The 16,296-nt window shown below is 47.4% G+C and carries 16 protein-coding genes; 13 read left to right on the top strand and 3 right to left on the bottom strand.

Annotated elements, in window-relative coordinates; translation table 11 throughout:
- Positions 1–10 precede the first annotated feature (10 nt).
- On the bottom strand, positions 11–292 hold the full coding sequence (gene flgM / locus FR741_RS16630) for a flagellar biosynthesis anti-sigma factor FlgM (protein ID WP_167427239.1): 282 nt from the start codon (positions 290–292) through the stop codon (positions 11–13).
- Positions 293–427: 135 nt separating this feature from the next.
- A complete protein-coding gene (flgA, locus tag FR741_RS16635) occupies positions 428–1,225 on the bottom strand; it encodes a flagellar basal body P-ring formation chaperone FlgA (RefSeq protein ID WP_167427240.1) in 798 nt (265 codons plus the stop codon).
- Between the two features lie 77 nt (positions 1,226–1,302).
- On the opposite strand from flgA, the gene flgB reads away from it, so the two are divergent.
- The 12 genes from flgB to FR741_RS16695 are packed head-to-tail and all read left to right on the top strand — an operon-like array spanning position 1,303 to position 11,293.
- Positions 1,303–1,665: a flagellar basal body rod protein FlgB gene (gene flgB / locus FR741_RS16640; protein WP_005395306.1), complete on the top strand. Its 363-nt coding sequence runs from the start codon at positions 1,303–1,305 to the stop codon at positions 1,663–1,665.
- A 2-nt stretch (positions 1,666–1,667) separates the two neighbouring features.
- Entirely contained in the window at positions 1,668–2,102 is a 435-nt protein-coding gene (flgC, locus tag FR741_RS16645; protein WP_005395305.1) for a flagellar basal body rod protein FlgC, read from the top strand.
- On the top strand, positions 2,102–2,785 hold the full coding sequence (flgD, locus tag FR741_RS16650; protein ID WP_005395303.1) for a flagellar hook assembly protein FlgD: 684 nt from the start codon (positions 2,102–2,104) through the stop codon (positions 2,783–2,785). The genes flgC and flgD overlap by 1 nt, the downstream gene beginning before the upstream one ends.
- A 27-nt stretch (positions 2,786–2,812) precedes the next feature.
- Complete coding sequence (gene flgE, locus FR741_RS16655; RefSeq protein WP_005395301.1) at positions 2,813–4,009, top strand: flagellar hook protein FlgE; 1,197 nt, start codon at positions 2,813–2,815, stop codon at positions 4,007–4,009.
- 12 nt (positions 4,010–4,021) lie between these two features.
- The gene (gene flgF, locus FR741_RS16660; protein ID WP_006741308.1) at positions 4,022–4,753 is read left to right on the top strand and encodes a flagellar basal-body rod protein FlgF; all 732 of its coding nucleotides are present in this window, start codon (positions 4,022–4,024) and stop codon (positions 4,751–4,753) included.
- A 27-nt stretch (positions 4,754–4,780) separates the two neighbouring features.
- On the top strand, positions 4,781–5,566 hold the full coding sequence (flgG, locus tag FR741_RS16665) for a flagellar basal-body rod protein FlgG (RefSeq protein ID WP_005395297.1): 786 nt from the start codon (positions 4,781–4,783) through the stop codon (positions 5,564–5,566).
- Positions 5,567–5,598: 32 nt separating this feature from the next.
- Positions 5,599–6,270, top strand: coding sequence for a flagellar basal body L-ring protein FlgH (gene flgH / locus FR741_RS16670; RefSeq protein WP_005395295.1), 672 nt, complete (start codon positions 5,599–5,601; stop codon positions 6,268–6,270).
- On the top strand, positions 6,255–7,391 hold the full coding sequence (locus tag FR741_RS16675; RefSeq protein WP_408646636.1) for a flagellar basal body P-ring protein FlgI: 1,137 nt from the start codon (positions 6,255–6,257) through the stop codon (positions 7,389–7,391). The genes flgH and FR741_RS16675 overlap by 16 nt, the downstream gene beginning before the upstream one ends.
- A 10-nt stretch (positions 7,392–7,401) precedes the next feature.
- Positions 7,402–7,950: a rod-binding protein gene (locus FR741_RS16680; RefSeq protein WP_005395292.1), complete on the top strand. Its 549-nt coding sequence runs from the start codon at positions 7,402–7,404 to the stop codon at positions 7,948–7,950.
- Positions 7,951–9,324, top strand: a complete 1,374-nt coding sequence (gene flgK / locus FR741_RS16685) for a flagellar hook-associated protein FlgK (protein WP_005395291.1) — start codon at positions 7,951–7,953, stop codon at positions 9,322–9,324.
- 11 nt (positions 9,325–9,335) lie between these two features.
- Entirely contained in the window at positions 9,336–10,235 is a 900-nt protein-coding gene (gene flgL / locus FR741_RS16690; protein ID WP_005395290.1) for a flagellar hook-associated protein FlgL, read from the top strand.
- Positions 10,236–10,252: 17 nt separating this feature from the next.
- Positions 10,253–11,293: a flagellin gene (locus FR741_RS16695; protein WP_167427242.1), complete on the top strand. Its 1,041-nt coding sequence runs from the start codon at positions 10,253–10,255 to the stop codon at positions 11,291–11,293.
- Positions 11,294–11,381: 88 nt separating this feature from the next.
- Here the strand turns inward: FR741_RS16695 and FR741_RS16700 are convergent, their stop codons facing one another.
- Complete coding sequence (locus FR741_RS16700) at positions 11,382–14,012, bottom strand: DUF2339 domain-containing protein (protein ID WP_408646637.1); 2,631 nt, start codon at positions 14,010–14,012, stop codon at positions 11,382–11,384.
- A gap of 447 nt (positions 14,013–14,459) precedes the next feature.
- On the opposite strand from FR741_RS16700, the gene FR741_RS16705 reads away from it, so the two are divergent.
- The gene (locus tag FR741_RS16705; RefSeq protein ID WP_167427244.1) at positions 14,460–16,259 is read left to right on the top strand and encodes a cation:proton antiporter; all 1,800 of its coding nucleotides are present in this window, start codon (positions 14,460–14,462) and stop codon (positions 16,257–16,259) included.
- Positions 16,260–16,296: the final 37 nt, after the last annotated feature.

A 16,296-nucleotide genomic window follows, 5' to 3' on the forward strand; every position in this document is an offset into this window, starting at 1 on the left:
TAGTGTGTTATTACTCGTGACCTGTATGGAATTGCATGATCGCCTTTGATAGTGCTTTGGTATCTAGGCTAAGTTCGCCACGCGCTAATGCGTTACGTACTTGTTCTACTTTTTCCATATCAACATCAGGTAGTGATGCCATTTCAGCTTGAGCGCGATCTATCGCTACGGTATTCGCTTGAAATGTAGGCTCGTGTACCTTGCTCTGTTCGACGACGTCGACAGGCTGTTTGCTTGCTTGCTGTAATTTTGTTTGTGGGACATGACCGCCCGCGACTTTGTCGATTTTCATGCTGTGGTCCTCATCATCATGTTCTAAATTAAGTAGGCGGTTAGGATGTGATAAACATTAAATATTTTTTTTGTACTCGAAATTCAGCGTTACTGACGAGAGCCAAAATTAAAAAATGTTACTCTGAGTCCAAAATCAAAATTGAGTATGAACCTGGTTTAACCCGGTTACGACAGCTCTAATGACCTTGCCAGAACTTAGGTTTTCTACTTCAATTTGTTGCCCTTTCGCACCATCTTCTAAGGCGACTCCTTTCGTGCTGGCGCTAAATCCATTTTTGCTCGCAATCACTATGACCTCATTGCCTTTTTCGATTAAAGGTGGAGCCGATAAATTGGATGGGTTGACCACTTGCCCTGCACGTAAACGGCGAGAGGTTTCTAAGCCTATTGCTTGTCCTGGGCGAGTATAAAAATCGTCTTGTCGCGAGATGGTGCGCGTTTCCAGTTTAACGTGCTTGGCAGTCACAACTTCATTTCGACCGACCGTGGTTGTGGCAACCAAGACAGGCAGTGTCAGAGAAGATTTTATCGTGACGTTAATTCGCCAGGGTGAAGCGATGTCATCGCAACTTACTGAGCGCTTAAGGTTTCCAACTGGCAACGCTTGATTGTCGCGACCAGTGATGACCAGAGGCGACTCACACTCAGGTAGGTGATTCGCCGAGCCTGGTACCCACATGTCGAAATCCAGTTGGTATTCTCCCCACTGGTTAGAGTGAGCATTTTGGGCCACTTCTTGTTTGAAATGCTCTGCTACAACGGATTTTATCTCCTCAACGCTTAGGGTTCTGCCAGAGGTGTTGGCGAAAGTTTGCCCTGGTATTAGAGCAAGCAGAGTTAGCATTAATGTTGAGGAAGTAAGCACTTTCCCCTTGCTTTTAATGCTTTCCGTGAGCCGGAAGTTTGGCTTCCATCCTTGTTTGTAAGTCATTGATATATATAACTATTTTTTATGGCACGCATCTTGTTTGTATGTTGGCGTATTCGAGCCAACTGTAAGGAAGATGCATGGCGATCACATTTGAAAATGCTTTAGGTGTACATCCAGAGGCACTTAATTTTCGCGTTCAGCGTACCAAAGTCCTTGCCAGTAACCTAGCAAATGTTGACACCCCTGGGTATTTGGCGAAAGACCTAAGTTTCACCACCGTAATGAACCAGGTGGCTGCAGGCGGTGTGAACAAACCAGTGCCTAAGTTTCAGGTTCAGGCCCAATACTCGGTGCCTTACCAGAACAGCAAAGATGGCAACACTGTAGAACTGGGTGTTGAACAAGCGAAATTCACGCAAAACAACATGGACTTTCAAACTAGCCTGACGTTTCTCAACATGAAATTTAATGGCTTAACGAAAGCGATTGAGGGACGTTAATTATGTCATTCACTGATATTTACTCGATCACTGGATCCGCGATGACGGCACAAACTGTGCGTCTTAACACGGTCGCCAGTAACTTAGCTAACGCGGACGCGGTGTCTGCAAATCCAGATGACGCTTATAAAGCGCTGAAGCCCGTATTCGCGACTGTGTACCAAAAAGCGCAGCTGACAACGGAAAACGGGGTTTATCCCAATGCTGAAGTTCGCATTGTTGACGTTGTGAAAAATGCGGGAGAAGCCGAGAAACGCTTTGAGCCAAACAACCCGTTGGCCAATGGTGAAGGTTATGTGTATTACCCAGATATCGATGTCGTGGCTGAAATGGCAGACATGATGTCAGCGACACGTAGCTTCGAAACCAATGTTGAAGTGTTATCAAATGTGAAAAGTATGCAGCAAGGTCTGCTTAGATTAGGGCAGGGCAGTTAATGAGTCTCGCACAATATACACCTTTATCGTCTGATGCTCCTGTGAGCACTAAAGCAAAAGAGAACAATGGCATTGCACCAAATCCTAAAGATATGAACAGTGCTTCTTCATTAGAGAACGAATTCATTTCTTTGATGGTGGCGCAGATCCAAAACCAAGATCCACTTAACCCACTTGATGGCACGGAATACGTTGGTCAGTTGGCTCAATTCTCTCAAGTTCAAAGTACCGAGAATATGTCCAAGACAATGCAACAGAGCATGATTCTCCTCGACAACATGCAAGTGCTATCGACAGCGGGGCTCGTAGGACAAACTGTTTACGTCAATTCCAAAGAATTTGAGCTTGGTGAAGGCGTTCAGAACGGAAAAATCGAACTGGCTCATAGCTCAAACCAAGTGACGTTAGTTGTGAAAGATGAGTTTGGTCAATCTACTAAAGTGCCATTAGGTGCTCACGGCAAAGGTGACGTCGACTTTTCAATTAATCCTGAAGAACTTGGTCTTAAACCAGGCAAATACTCAGTGGCAGTAGAAGTGCAAGAAGGGCAAGCAAGTCCAAATGTGCTCATGGCTGGCACTGTTGAGCAAGTGCGTATTCCAAATACTGGCGGCGCAGCATTAGTCAATGTCCATGGCGTTGGCAACGTTCCTTTCTATCAAATCACTCAGTTTGGTGCTTAACCAAATAGGGAAATCAGAGGTCTTTTTATGAGTTTTAACATCGCACTAAGTGGTCTGGACGCGACCAACACAGAGCTAAACACAATCAGTCACAACATTGCCAACGCATCAACGTATGGTTTTAAAGGTGGCCGCACAGAATTCTCCGCAGTATACAACGGCATGCAACCTGGTGGTGTAGAAGTCGCGTCAATTTCACAGAACTTCGACAAAGACGGCAGTATCTCAGGAACTGGCCGTGCGATGGACTTGGCGATCAACGGTGGTGGCTTCTTTGTCACTAAAGACAACATGGGTCAAACGCTATACACGCGTTCAGGTGTATTCGCGACAGATAAAGATAACTTTGTTACCGCTAACAGTGGCGCAAAACTGCAAGGTTACAGTGTGGATAGCAACAACAACCTGATGACAGGCTCTGTGGGCAATATCCAAGTATCTACGTCATCACTGAATGCAAAAGCGACAGACGGTCTTGATTTTGTTGCAAACTTTGATGCAAGTGCGTCTGCCATTGATAAAACGGTAACGCCGTTTAATCCGGACGATCCAAACTCATTCAATTCGTCTTACACCACAAAAGTCTATGACTCGCTGGGTAACTCGCACACGGTAACTCAGTACTTCACTAAGACCGCTTCTAACTCTTGGGAAGTGAATGTTCAAGTGGATGGTGGTGCAACACCAGTGACAACGGTGCCAGTAACGTTTGACAAAGACGGTTCGCTTTCTTCACCGACGGCTCCGTTTAATGTTTCATTCCCTGCGGCAGGCGCAAACGCGATGAGTGTCGACATTAACTTGAAGGGCAGCACGCAGTTCGGTGCGAAATTCGGCGTAAGTACTAACAGCCCGAACGGCTATACATCCGGTGAGCTTGCAGGTGTACGCGTTGAAGGTAATGGCATGGTTTACGCGACCTACACTAACGGCCAATCACAGCTGCAAGGTCAAGTTGTACTTGCAGACTTCGCCAACACACAAGGTTTAGCAAAAGTGAGTGGTACGGCATGGACTCAAAGCTTCAGCTCTGGTGCGCCAATCACGGGTGTCCCTGGTTCAGGTACGTTGGGTGATTTAACCCCAGGTGCGCTAGAAGGTTCTAACGTTGACCTAACCAGTGAGCTTGTGGCGCTTATGACCGCACAGCGTAACTACCAAGCAAACGCGAAAACCATCTCTACCAGCGACAAGCTAACTCAAGCTTTGTTTAACGCGGTGTAATGGGAGTTTTGCATGGATAGCTTGTTATTTACTGCAACGTCAGGTGCGAGTCGAGTTCTTAAGGCTCAGCACGTGCGTTCAAACAACTTATCAAACGCTGATACTGCTGGCTTTCGAGCGGATATGGAGCGCGTGCGCAGTGTAGAAATGCAAGGCCCAGGTTTTGATGGTCGCACTATGGTTGTGACCAACTCTGCCTCAACGCGTTTTGATTCTGGCGACATTATGAAAACGGGACGCCCGTTGGATGTCGCCATCATGGGTGAGGGTTATCTTGCTGTTGAAACTCCTGCGGGTAACGAAGCGTACACGCGAGCGGGCAATATCCAAGTCGACACTTTTGGTGCCATGACCATCAACGGTTTTCCTGTTCTTGGTGAAAATGGGCCTTTGGTTGTGCCTGATTATCAAAAGATTGAAATCAGCGAGCGTGGTCAAGTATCCGTGATTCCGCCAGGTGGTGGCGCAGAAATCGTCGCGGGAACGTTGAAGTTGGTTAAACCAGAAATGAACCAACTTCAAAAAGAGAGTGACAGCCTACTGCACAGTGTAGATGGCGTGCCATTCGCTGCCGATGAAACCGTGCAACTTTCTCCTGAGCACATCGAGGGCAGTAACGTATCTGCCATTGATGAGTTGATTAGCGTGATGTCGTTAACGCGTAACTTCGAGATGCAAGTTCGCATGATGAAAACGGCCGAGACGTTGGCACAAGCTGGTAATAAATTAATGGCGGCGAGATAAGTCTCGCCCCGCAAGGAGTAATAAAAAATGCATTCAGCATTATGGGTAAGTAAAACAGGCATGGCAGCGCAGGACACGAAGATGACTGCCATTTCTAACAACCTAGCGAACGTAAATACAGTTGGCTTTAAGCGTGACCGAGTTGTATTCGAAGACCTTTTCTACAGCATTCAGCGTCAACCTGGTGCTCAAGTAGACCAAGTTAACGAGTTGCCAAGTGGTATTCAGCTAGGTAGCGGTGTTCGCGTAGTTGGCACGCAAAAAGTGTTTACGCAAGGTAACACTCAAAATACAACACAAGAGTTGGATCTTGCCGTAATGGGACAGGGTTTCTTTCAAATCGAAAACTCGGATGGACAGATCATGTACACACGTAATGGTCAGTTCCATGTCAACTCTGAAGGCTTGATGGTTAACAGCCAAGGCTTGCCGTTAGAGCCACAAATTCAGATCCCAGATAATGCCTCTTCATTCTCTGTTGGTGTTGATGGCACGGTAACAACAACGACGGCGGACGATCCAACGCCACAGCAGCTGGGTCAAATCACTCTCGCAAAATTCATTAACCCAGCAGGCTTAGAGGCCGTGGGTGGTAACTTGTTCCGTGAAACGGAAGCCAGCGGCCCGGCAGATGAACTGATTGCTGGTGAAGATGGCGCAGGCCTCATCAAGCAAGGTGCATTGGAAGGTTCAAACGTACAAGTCGTGGAAGAGATGGTCGACATGATCACGACTCAACGTGCGTATGAGATGAATGCGAAAGTGGTCTCTGCTGCAGATGACATGCTGAAGTTTGTTTCGCAATCAATGTAAGTATGAAATTGGTGATGATGAAGGAAAAAGCAATGAAATGGCTTTCTAAGAGTTGGGCAGTAGCCGCCGTGTTGCTGGTGGGATGTGCCGGCCGTCAGGAATTTATTCCGCCTGAGCCAAATGCCGAGGAATACGCACCACCAACGCTCGATTACACGTTGCCGGAAACCCAGTCTGGTAGCCTTTATCGTCACCAATACACGATGACCCTGTTTCAGGATCGTCGTGCTTACCGAGTTGGCGATGTGTTAACGGTTCAACTATCAGAAGAAACCTCATCGAGCAAAAAAGCGGGTACTAAGTTTGGCAAAAGCTCAGCGGTTAATTTCGCGGCGCCGACCATAGGAACGAAAACGTTCGATGAGTTAGGGGTTAGTGTCGATGGCAGCCGCAACTTTGATGGCAGTGCTTCAAGCTCACAGGGCAATAAGCTGCAAGGTGCAATCACCGTAACGGTACACGAGGTATTACCTAATGGTGTATTGCGTATCAGTGGCGAAAAATGGCTGCGCCTAAACCAGGGAGATGAGTTTATTCGTCTCACTGGCATTGTTCGTGTGGATGATATTAATCGCAGCAACCAAGTTTCTTCTCAACGAATTGCTGATGCACGAATTACCTACGCAGGTCGCGGAGCTCTGGCTGACAGCAACGCAGCCGGATGGCTAACTCAATTCTTCAACAGCCCATGGGTACCTTTCTAATGAAGACAATGCAATCTTTCTTTATGTCTTTCCTATTGGTGTTGACCTTGGGATTACCAACCACTTCACATGCTGAAGTGGAAATTCCGATCATGGACTTGGTCGATGTACGCGGCATTCGAGAAAACCAATTGGTTGGTTATGGTTTGGTGGTTGGCTTAGCTGGCCAGGGTGACCGAAACCAAGTGAAATTTACTTCTCAATCTATTACCAACATGCTTCGTCAGTTTGGGGTTCAAATTGATGACAGTATGAACCCTAAGCTACGAAACGTGGCTTCTGTGAGCGTGACAGCAACCGTTGATCCAATGGCGGGCCCCGGACAAACTTTGGACGTGGTCGTGTCTTCAATTGGTGACGCGAAAAGCCTCCGTGGCGGTACGCTATTGTTGACGCCTTTACGCGGTATTGATGGTGAAGTGTATGCCATTGCACAAGGAAACGTCGTGGTGGGCGGTTTGTCTGCAGAAGGGCGAAGCGGCTCCAAAGTCGAAGTTAATACACCAACGGCAGGTCGCGTCCCGAATGGTGCGACGTTAGAGAGAGAAATCAAAACTGATTTCAACCAGCGTGATGAAGTCACCTTAAACCTGCGTAAACCAAGCTTCACGACGGCAAAAAATATCGCGCGTGAAATTAACAATACTTTTGGGCCTAACGTTGCTGTTGCGATCAATAAAGCGCGCATTGATATGCGTGCACCAAAAGATACCCAACAGCGCGTAGTGATGATGTCGATGCTTGAAGAAATGAGCGTCGTGGAAGGCCGCAAGCCGGCTCGAATTGTCTTTAACTCTCGCACGGGAACGGTCGTGATCGGTAAGAGTGTCAAAGTGAGTGAGGCGGCAGTGAGCCACGGCAACTTAACCGTGCGAATTTCTGAATCACAACAAGTCAGTCAGCCAAATGCGTTTGCAAATGGCGATACGAAAGTCGTTAACCAAACGGATCTTGATGTGAACGAAGATTTAGCTCAAATGGTGATTTGGCCTCCAGGCACGGAGCTCAACACTATTGTGACTGCGGTAAACAGCTTAGGTGCCACACCTACTGACTTAATGTCTATCCTGCAAGCACTGAGCGAAGCGGGTGCATTGAACGCTGAATTGGTCGTGATTTAAGGAGTTAAGGATGAAACTAGACAGTACCAATGAACAAACTCAACTGAATTCGATGCTGTATCACGACAACAGCGCACTTGCCAACATCAAGCAGAGTCGAGATCAGGAAGGCGCGCTTGAAGTAGTGGCGGGTCAATTTGAGGCGATGTTTTTACAAATGGTGCTGCGTCAAATGCGCAGCAGCAGCGATGTTCTAGCGGATAAAGACAGCCCGTTTGCGAGCCAACAGCAAGGTGTTTTCCGCGATATGTACGATGGGCAACTGGCAATGGAACTGGCAAAAAAGCAGAGCTCTGGCATTGCCAATATGCTCATCCAGCAACTTAGCCCCTCTATGCGCGAAGTCGCCTTTGATGCTGCGCGTAACATCTCATCTGCAAACGATGGTAAAGGTGCGAATTCTGAATCTATCTCACAGCTTGATGCTAACGAGATTGAGGGGAACTCAAGCTTATTTAATACCGCCTCTCAAGCCGTCGCCTCTGTAAAACAGGTGCTCGGTGAGGCCGGTATGACTACCGCGTTTTCTCAGCCGTTGATCAGGAAAATGGAGCTGTAAATGAACCTAGTTAATATTGCCCTTTCAGGTTTAGGCGCGAACCGCGTGGCCTTAGACGTAACGGCACAAAACGTGGCGAACGTGAATACTGTGGGCTACAGCCGTCAACAAGCGTTGATGGCATCAGTTGATGACGGAAAAGCCAACCGCTTAAGCCCTGGTTTAGGGGTAGAGGTCACCAGCATTCGCCGCGTTACAGACCAATTTCTGATTAAGCAAACGTGGTCCACTAACAGTATGGCGGCGTACGCTTCTGGCTACACCAGCAACATGAGCCAATTGGAAAATACGCTAGGGGCCGATGGCTTCAGTATTTCTGCTGGTTTGGACTCTCTAAACGCTGCGCTTAACGATGCTACGGTTAAGCCTGAGTCGATCCCTTACCGTCAACAAATCATCAACGAATCTGAAGCGTTGGCGCGCCGCTTTAATACGTTGACCGAGTCTTTGCACAACCAACATAAAGATATGAGCGACCAGCGTAATGCGGCACTCAACCACGCGAATAGCCTCATGGAAAACATCGCGAAGGTAAACAAGCAGCTGGTTGAAATGCAAGGAACAGGCGGCAACCCATCGCAACTTATGGATGAACGAGATAAATTGATCGGCGAGTTATCTCAAACCATCGAAATCAGAACAACAGAACAGCCTGACGGCAGTGTTCAGGTAACGTTGACCTCTGGTCAGCCACTTGTGATGGGCACGGACCATGGCAAACTCGCAGCCGTTCCAGATCCTAGTGACCCTTACGTAGCAGACTTACACGTAACATTCTCAAGCCAAAGTTTTGCGATTGGTGACTCTCTTGGTGGCAAATTAGGTGCGATTAACGATTATCAAACCGATGTATTAAAACCAAACCAATTGGCTTTGAATGACATGGCGAAAGCATTAGCGGATGAATACAACGCTGTGCTCGCTACTGGACAAGATTTAAATGGTAACCCAGGTAAACCATTGTTCAGCTACGACCCTGCCAACCCAGCGGCAAGTTTGGATATCACTGAGTTGACTCCAGGTGAGCTTGCGTTTTCAAGTGATGGTACGCCAGGTAATGCGGATGTATTGCAGTCGTTGATTAATTTAAGCAACAAGCCTGTTTCTGTGACTGGCTATGGCTCAGTGAGTTTGAATGACGCATTCAGTTCTATGGTGGGTCAAACCGCGATTAAAGCACGCCAAGCAGACGCCGATTACCAAGCTAAGTTAGCCATGAACAAGCAAGCACATGCGGCTCGTGACAATGTAAGTGCCGTTAACAGTGATGAAGAAGCGGCTAACTTAATGACGTTTGCTAATGCACACAATGCCAACATGAAAGTGATCAGCACAGCGAATCAGCTGTTCGATTCTGTATTGCAGTTATTCTAAAGGAAACCCAGATGCGAATCAGTGACAATCAATTTAGCCAAATGATGCTGCAAAGCCTGCAAGGTAACAATGCAGGTCTGGGGCACGTGCTACAACAAATGACGACAGGTGAGCGTCTAACTAAGCTATCTGACGATCCAATGGCATCGATTAAGCTGCTTAATTTGGATCGTGAAAACAGCGCCATCGCCCAATATCAAAACAATATCGCAAACGTCAAAACCACGCTTTCGAGTCAAGAAACACATTTAGACTCAGTGAAAGAGAGCCTAATGAGCATGCGTGATATTGCATTATGGGGCGCGAATGGCTCACTGACTGATCAAGACCGTACCGGTATGATCACGGAGCTAAAGAGCTATCGTGATTCAATTGAGTCGTCTTTCAATGCTCAGGATGAAGAAGGACATTACCTATTTTCAGGCACCAAAACTGACACCCCTGCTATAAACAGTGCAAGCGGTAGTTATGTCATCGAGGGCAACAGCGATAAACGTGTCGTGACGATTGCGAAAGGCGTAACGATGGATTCCAACATGACGGCAAAGGACATTTTGGACCTTGGTGGCGGCAAAAACGTACTGGATCAAATTAATAATCTAATTACAGAATTTGAGAACCCGAGTCCGAATTTCCAAGCTGAAGTGGACGCAAGTCTAAGTGCCATTGATGATACGTTGGCAAGCGTACTTGGCACGATGACGGAGATTGGTGGCCGACACAATAACCTAGATTTGGTTGGCGGTGCTCATGGTGAGAATAAACTGTTCGTCGATAAAGTATCAGGTGACCTCTCAGCTCTGGATTACGGTGAAGCATCGGTACGCTTGAGCAATTACATGGCGGCTTTGCAAGCAACGCAAGCGAGCTATGTAAAGATCAATGATCTATCGTTGTTTGACCGTCTATAAGGTTAGGAAGTTCTTTTATGGTAATGAGTACAGTAGAGGTTAGACCCCATAGCATACGCTTGGGTGGGCAAGAACAAGCCTCTATCATGCCGACCCGTTCTGCAGACTCAAATGCTGCAATTAAACCGCGCCCGGCGCAAGTTCAGGCTGACACTGCGTCAGCCTACTCTGTCTCTGGGATTCAACTGACCCAGGGTCAGCAGCAAGCGACGGCAGTGCAGATCGCATCGAAATCGTTGCAGGTGATTGGCAAAGAGCTGACTCAAATTAAACGTGGTTTGACGCAAGCGGTGAATCAAGGCGTGCAAAATGTGCCTGGCTTGCAAGATACATTGGTTCGTTCTAAAGCCACCATTCAGAACGTTGTGGAGCATGCTCGTTTCGACGGCCAGAAAGTGCTCAACAACGAACTGCATTTAAAGCTAGATAAAGCAGACATTCGTCGCTTTTCTATTCCTGGCTTGAATGTGCATCGCTTAAGTGACAAAGCTGAGCAAATTCGTTTGGATTTCCCTCAGGGTCAAGCGGTAATGATTCAGTTCGATGGACAAGCCGATGGTGTTCGAACTGTCAAAATGCTTGACCGAAGCTTGATTGCTTTAGGGATGCGCGCCTCATTAGCTGACGATGGCAGCATTTTATTTGAAGCCAGAGACAACGCTTATCAGCAAATGCAGCAGAAAGTGATGGTCACGGGCGAAGGGCACCGTTTTCCTGCGGGCCAGCCGAACGTTCTAAATCTAAAGTCAGAGCCAGATGGTATTGCAGAACTTGGGTTTGATTTGGCGTCACGCGATGGTATGAAACAGACGATTGCCAAAGTGAACCAGCACCTAAGACAAGTGCAAACGAGCTTGCAGGAAGCGAAAGCATTTCATGGAGAGTTGAATACTCAAATGCGCTCAATTCAAAATAAAACCGCGCAGCTTTCTGTGGATGATGTGAATGCAAAACTGGATGGTTTTGTGCAGAAGTCTGGTGAGTTTACCTCGACTTTCCAAGCGTTGAATGCACAAGCAAACGTGCGTCGTCATACGGTTGTTGCGTTGCTAAAATAACGAACACTCCAATGATTCCCGGCTTTGCATCGCTATCGCCCCCCAATAACGAGAACGGTGCATTGTCGGGAATCTCTCTTTAATTCGTTTATGGTTCGAGTGCTTTTGCCACCGAGCGATTCAATTTCTGGAATAACCACCCAAGCGCGATTAAAGATGCTCCTAAACCTAAGAAGCTGATTGCTCTCCAGAACCCATCCAGAGAACTAACATCCCATAAGAATACTTTGAGTGCGACAAAAGCTAAAACCACTAGACCCACGCGCTGCATCATCAACCCTCTGTGTGTCACACCGCGCCAAGTAAGCAATCCACCCACGAGCAAACCTGCTACTGAATAACTGAACAGTTCTGCCATGCTGGTCGGTTGGTACAACATCATGGATGTGGTTTGCCAGAATTGACGGATAGACATACCTAACCAAATAGCAGCAAGTGCAAAGCCTAGGCTAGCAACCGCAAATCGATGAACCTGTAACGTATTCCAGCCTCTAAATGTTGCGATAAGTAGGATACAAGCTGGCAGCAACCAGCCGACGCTTAGCATATTAATGACGGGAAGAGCTTGGGCTGAGACGTTGTCAGTCACCAATGGCGACTCTGCCGTATTAAGCAAAATTATCAGCAATGCGAAGGCACACCAAAGCAGGTAGCTGTAGGCTTCATAGATGCGGCTTAAGCGTTGTGCAAATTGGCTACGGTAGCTGTACACCAAACCCATAACCAACGCTTGGTTAGCAAAAACGATGGCGCTTGCGAAATCAATGTGTCCTAAATAGCCGTACTGCCCAGTTAACCAGTAGTTGGTTTGGGTGAATAGCGCCATTAAGAATACATGCAAAAATGCGCCTTCAAACCAGTTGGTCAGTTCGAGGTCCACTTGCTTTAGCGTTGCTCGAGCATAGAGCAGGATGATGAGAGACGGTAGGTAACTCACAATAACCCAAGCCCAATGTCCTGCTTCTACGGGTTGCCATTCAGGGATGAAGGGTAAAAGTGTGAGGCGGATGACCAGTATCCCCATCGCCACTTTAATCGCCCAACTTGCGGGGCGAAATAACCCTGATTGAGTCTGTAGCGCCATTACCGCAACTTGTATCGAGATTGCTGTCGTCAACCAGGTATCGCTTAACCAAACAAAGGCGATGCCTACGATTAAAGCGTGCATGACGGCAGAACATTCCAATGCTAGCGAATGTAAGCGCTGACCAAGTACAACGTAATAAACGGTCACCAATGCGCAGAATGCAGTCCAGTGCCACAGGTAGCCTTGCATAAATTCGTCGACATAAAACAGCGTAATCAAACTCATTGCAGGAGCCAGTACTAACAGAAGTACGCCGCTAAGTTGCGATCGGTCACTGAGTGACTGGCAATAAGTTCGACAGCAGATCAGTGCAATACTGGTGGCCAATGCGAGTAAGATACTGGCACCATGTTCTGGCATATACAAAGCGTCAAACGCGACAGTGAGGACAACAAGTGCGGTCGCAGAGACCAATATGGAAGGCAAAAATACGCGCAATGACCAACCTGTGCGAACCGCTGGGAGCCATACTGTCGCAACGAGCAGCGCATAACAGTACACCATTTGTAGTGTGTCCAATTCTGGCATTCTAGTGACAGCCGAAAAGGTCAATAACGCAATCGCGAGAGAGGTAGCGGTCGGCGGATTTGTCCACTTATTCTGGCAGTGATGATAACGAGGATTGAGTGTCCAACCCAGTCTTGGAACGGCGAAAATAAGATAAAGCGTAATTGAGAGATAAATAGCCAGCCAAGAAAAAAGCGTCTCAAGCGGCATGCTTTCAATGAGCAACAGCATCCAAACAACATGTGGAAGCGCGATGCTTGGAGAAATCCATGCACTACGCACTTTTTGCATTAGCAATGTTGCCGCGACCAAGATCGCGCTGATATACCCAGCTAATAAGAAGTAATTAGGCTCGCTTCCACCAATCCATAACGGTGCGGTGTATCCACCAATCAGACCAAGCACCGCCATCAACGGCCCTTGCTGTAAAGATAGAGCCAAGCTACAAAATGCAGCAGCGGCTAAGATGATAAGCGAGACACTAGGCGTCAGCATTTGATAAACAACAAACGCAAAGATAACCGTGCAGTAAATGCCAGTTAGCCCGGTTCCGGTAACGGCGGCAGGCACATAAGTAAAGCCTTGGGCTCGTGTTGCTCGTTGAGGATTTTGTTGTTCTTTGCGGTGGAACCATTCGCCAACAAGCACCATAAGTAACGAGAGTACAAACGCAAAGGACACACGCATAAGTGGCGAAAACTCAATGTGACTACTAATAACCTGTACGAGATACCCCCCACCAATTAGCATTGCCAGCGCGCCCACCCAAACCAACCAGTTTTCTTGAATGTTGCTAAACAGACTCTGCACTCTACTTGGCAATATAGACTCTTGTTCTTGACTAAAAACGTCCAGTTGAACTTCGCTTGTCTGGTATTGAGCTTGATGTGTTGCGTTTGGATAAGATGCTCGGTCGGTAATCGGGTCATGCTCCTTAGAGGATGAGGAGTTTGCCTCTTTTGTTACCTCTTCAACACTGGATTGTTGGCGCGTTGGTTGGTTCGAGTCCTTATTTAGACTGACTCGCAGTGATGTTACCTCTTCACGAAGTTTGGTTAGCTCTTTTTCTAAAAGTGCTGCTCGGTTGGCGGCTTTCACTCCGATGAGGATGGCGAGCAACGCCATGAACAGTGCTAGTATTACGTACAATCCATTTCTCCCTGCGTACGTCGCGTGACACACGATTCTTAACTTTGAGCACGTACGCTAAAGCTTAGTCCAAGCGCTTTGCCTTAGCTTCATATAGTGCTAGGTTCCGCGCTTTCTTTAAGAATCATTCTACATAATGAAACTCAATGCGTAATGATGAATTCGACAAAGCGACATACTTGTGTGTCACTTTAAGATCTGATGAACAGAAATGAGTCGTTAAGTCATTGGGGTTCAACTATATTCATAATTCTGATGCGATACCCAAGTGACCTCAAAAATGTGCATTTCAGAGGCATGCTGTCGAAGAGTCGAAGGTAAGCCGTTTAGTCTGCATGCCAAGTCATGCTTATTGAACCGCACGCCCGAGGTTATTTGGGTATAGCGCATTCACGCGAAAAAAGACAAAACAGGTAATGATTAATGCAAGTGGGTAATGAAGCGCTGGTTCTATCAGCGGTTGGGGTCATTGGTTTAGGTTGTCAGTGGTTGGCATGGCGATTGCGCTTACCAGCGATTTTATTTTTGCTGCTAGCTGGGTTGATTGTCGGGCCATTTATGCAGTGGTTAAATCCAGATGAGATTTTAGGGAATTTGCTCTTTCCGTTGGTTTCATTGGCGGTTGCGGTGATTCTTTTCGAAGGCAGCTTGACCCTAAATTTTAAAGAAATTCGCGGTGTGAGTGGCTCAGTCTGGAGTATCGTTTCCATCGGGGCCATCATTTCGTGGGTAGCAACCAGTATTGCGACGCACTATTTCCTCGGTTTTACTTGGGAGCTCGCCATGTTGTTCGGCAGCTTAACCGTGGTAACAGGTCCGACGGTGATCGTGCCACTTCTTCGGACGGTAAGGCCTAACAGTACGCTTGCTAATATTTTGCGTTGGGAGGGGATCTTGATTGATCCACTCGGTGCGCTTTTTGTTGTGATGGTTTATGAGTTCATCGTATCGCACAGCGCGATAAATAGCGTCGAAGTGTTCGGGACGCTCATTGCCGTGGGCGTCATTCTTGGTGCGGCCTCCGGCGCAGCAGTCGCAACGATTATGCGCCGTGCGTGGTTACCGGAATACTTGCAGCCATTTGCGGTTTTGATGATCGTGCTCGGCGTATTTTCCGTCTCCAACCATATTGAGTCTGAAGCCGGATTACTCACGGTTACTGTAATGGGTATGTGGCTTGCCAACGCAAAGGGCATCAATATTCAACAAATTCTGCACTTTAAAGAGCACTTGACCATATTGCTGATCACCGGCCTATTTATTTTCCTTGCTGCACGCATCAGCTTGGATGATTTTGCTGCGCTGGGTAGTGGCGCGTTATTGCTGTTTGTATTTATGCAGTTGGTGTCGCGTCCGTTGTCGATTTTCCTCTCAACCATCCGCAGTAACTTGAGACTTAAAGATAAACTGTTCCTGTCTTGGGTTGCACCGCGCGGTATTGTCGCTGCCTCTATTTCGTCTCTTTTCGCGATCAAATTGACCGAATACGGTATTGATGAAGCGATTTTACTGGTTCCTATGACCTTCATGGTGATCATCGGAACGGTTGTTTTACAAAGTGCAACGGCACGTCCTGTCGCATTGATGCTGGGCGTCGCGGAGCCAGCGCCACGCGGCTTCTTGTTGATTGGTGCTAACCGAGTAGCCAGAGAAATTGGTCAAGCGTTGGCACGTTATGACCGCCGCATATTGATGACCGATTCTAACTGGGAGTACATCAGTCAAGTTCGTATGTTGGGGCTGGATTACTATTACGGGAATCCGATTTCTAGTCACGCAGATGACAATTTGAACCTGATAGGGGTGGGACAAGTCGTTGCATTAACACCTGACCAGCATTTCAACATTATGGCTTGCATGCAATTTGTCGACGAGTTTGGTGAAGATAAAGTTCACTGCTTGCAAAAAGTGAAAACCAACGGCAATGGTAGCGAGAAGCACTCCGTGGCTCAGGAGTACCACGGTAAATTGCTGATGGGCGGTAACGTAAGCTATACCCAACTGGCCAGTTTGTTGAGCCGCGGTGCAGAGATAAAACACACGAAATTGAGCGACAACTTTACGTATCAAGACTATTTAGCGCATCACAAAGGGAACTCGGTAGTGCCGTTGTTCCACGTTGAAGAAAAAGGGAAAATTCAATTCTGTGATGACCCTGAGCAGTTTGCTCCAACCACCACAAGCACCGTTGTGTCTCTGATTCTGTCAGAAAGCGCAAAGTAAATTAGAGAAGTATGCGGCCCATTTTTATCGTGGTGTC

Origin of the sequence: Vibrio diabolicus (assembly GCF_011801455.1) — a bacterium.
In the GTDB taxonomy this organism is placed as follows: domain Bacteria; phylum Pseudomonadota; class Gammaproteobacteria; order Enterobacterales; family Vibrionaceae; genus Vibrio; species Vibrio diabolicus.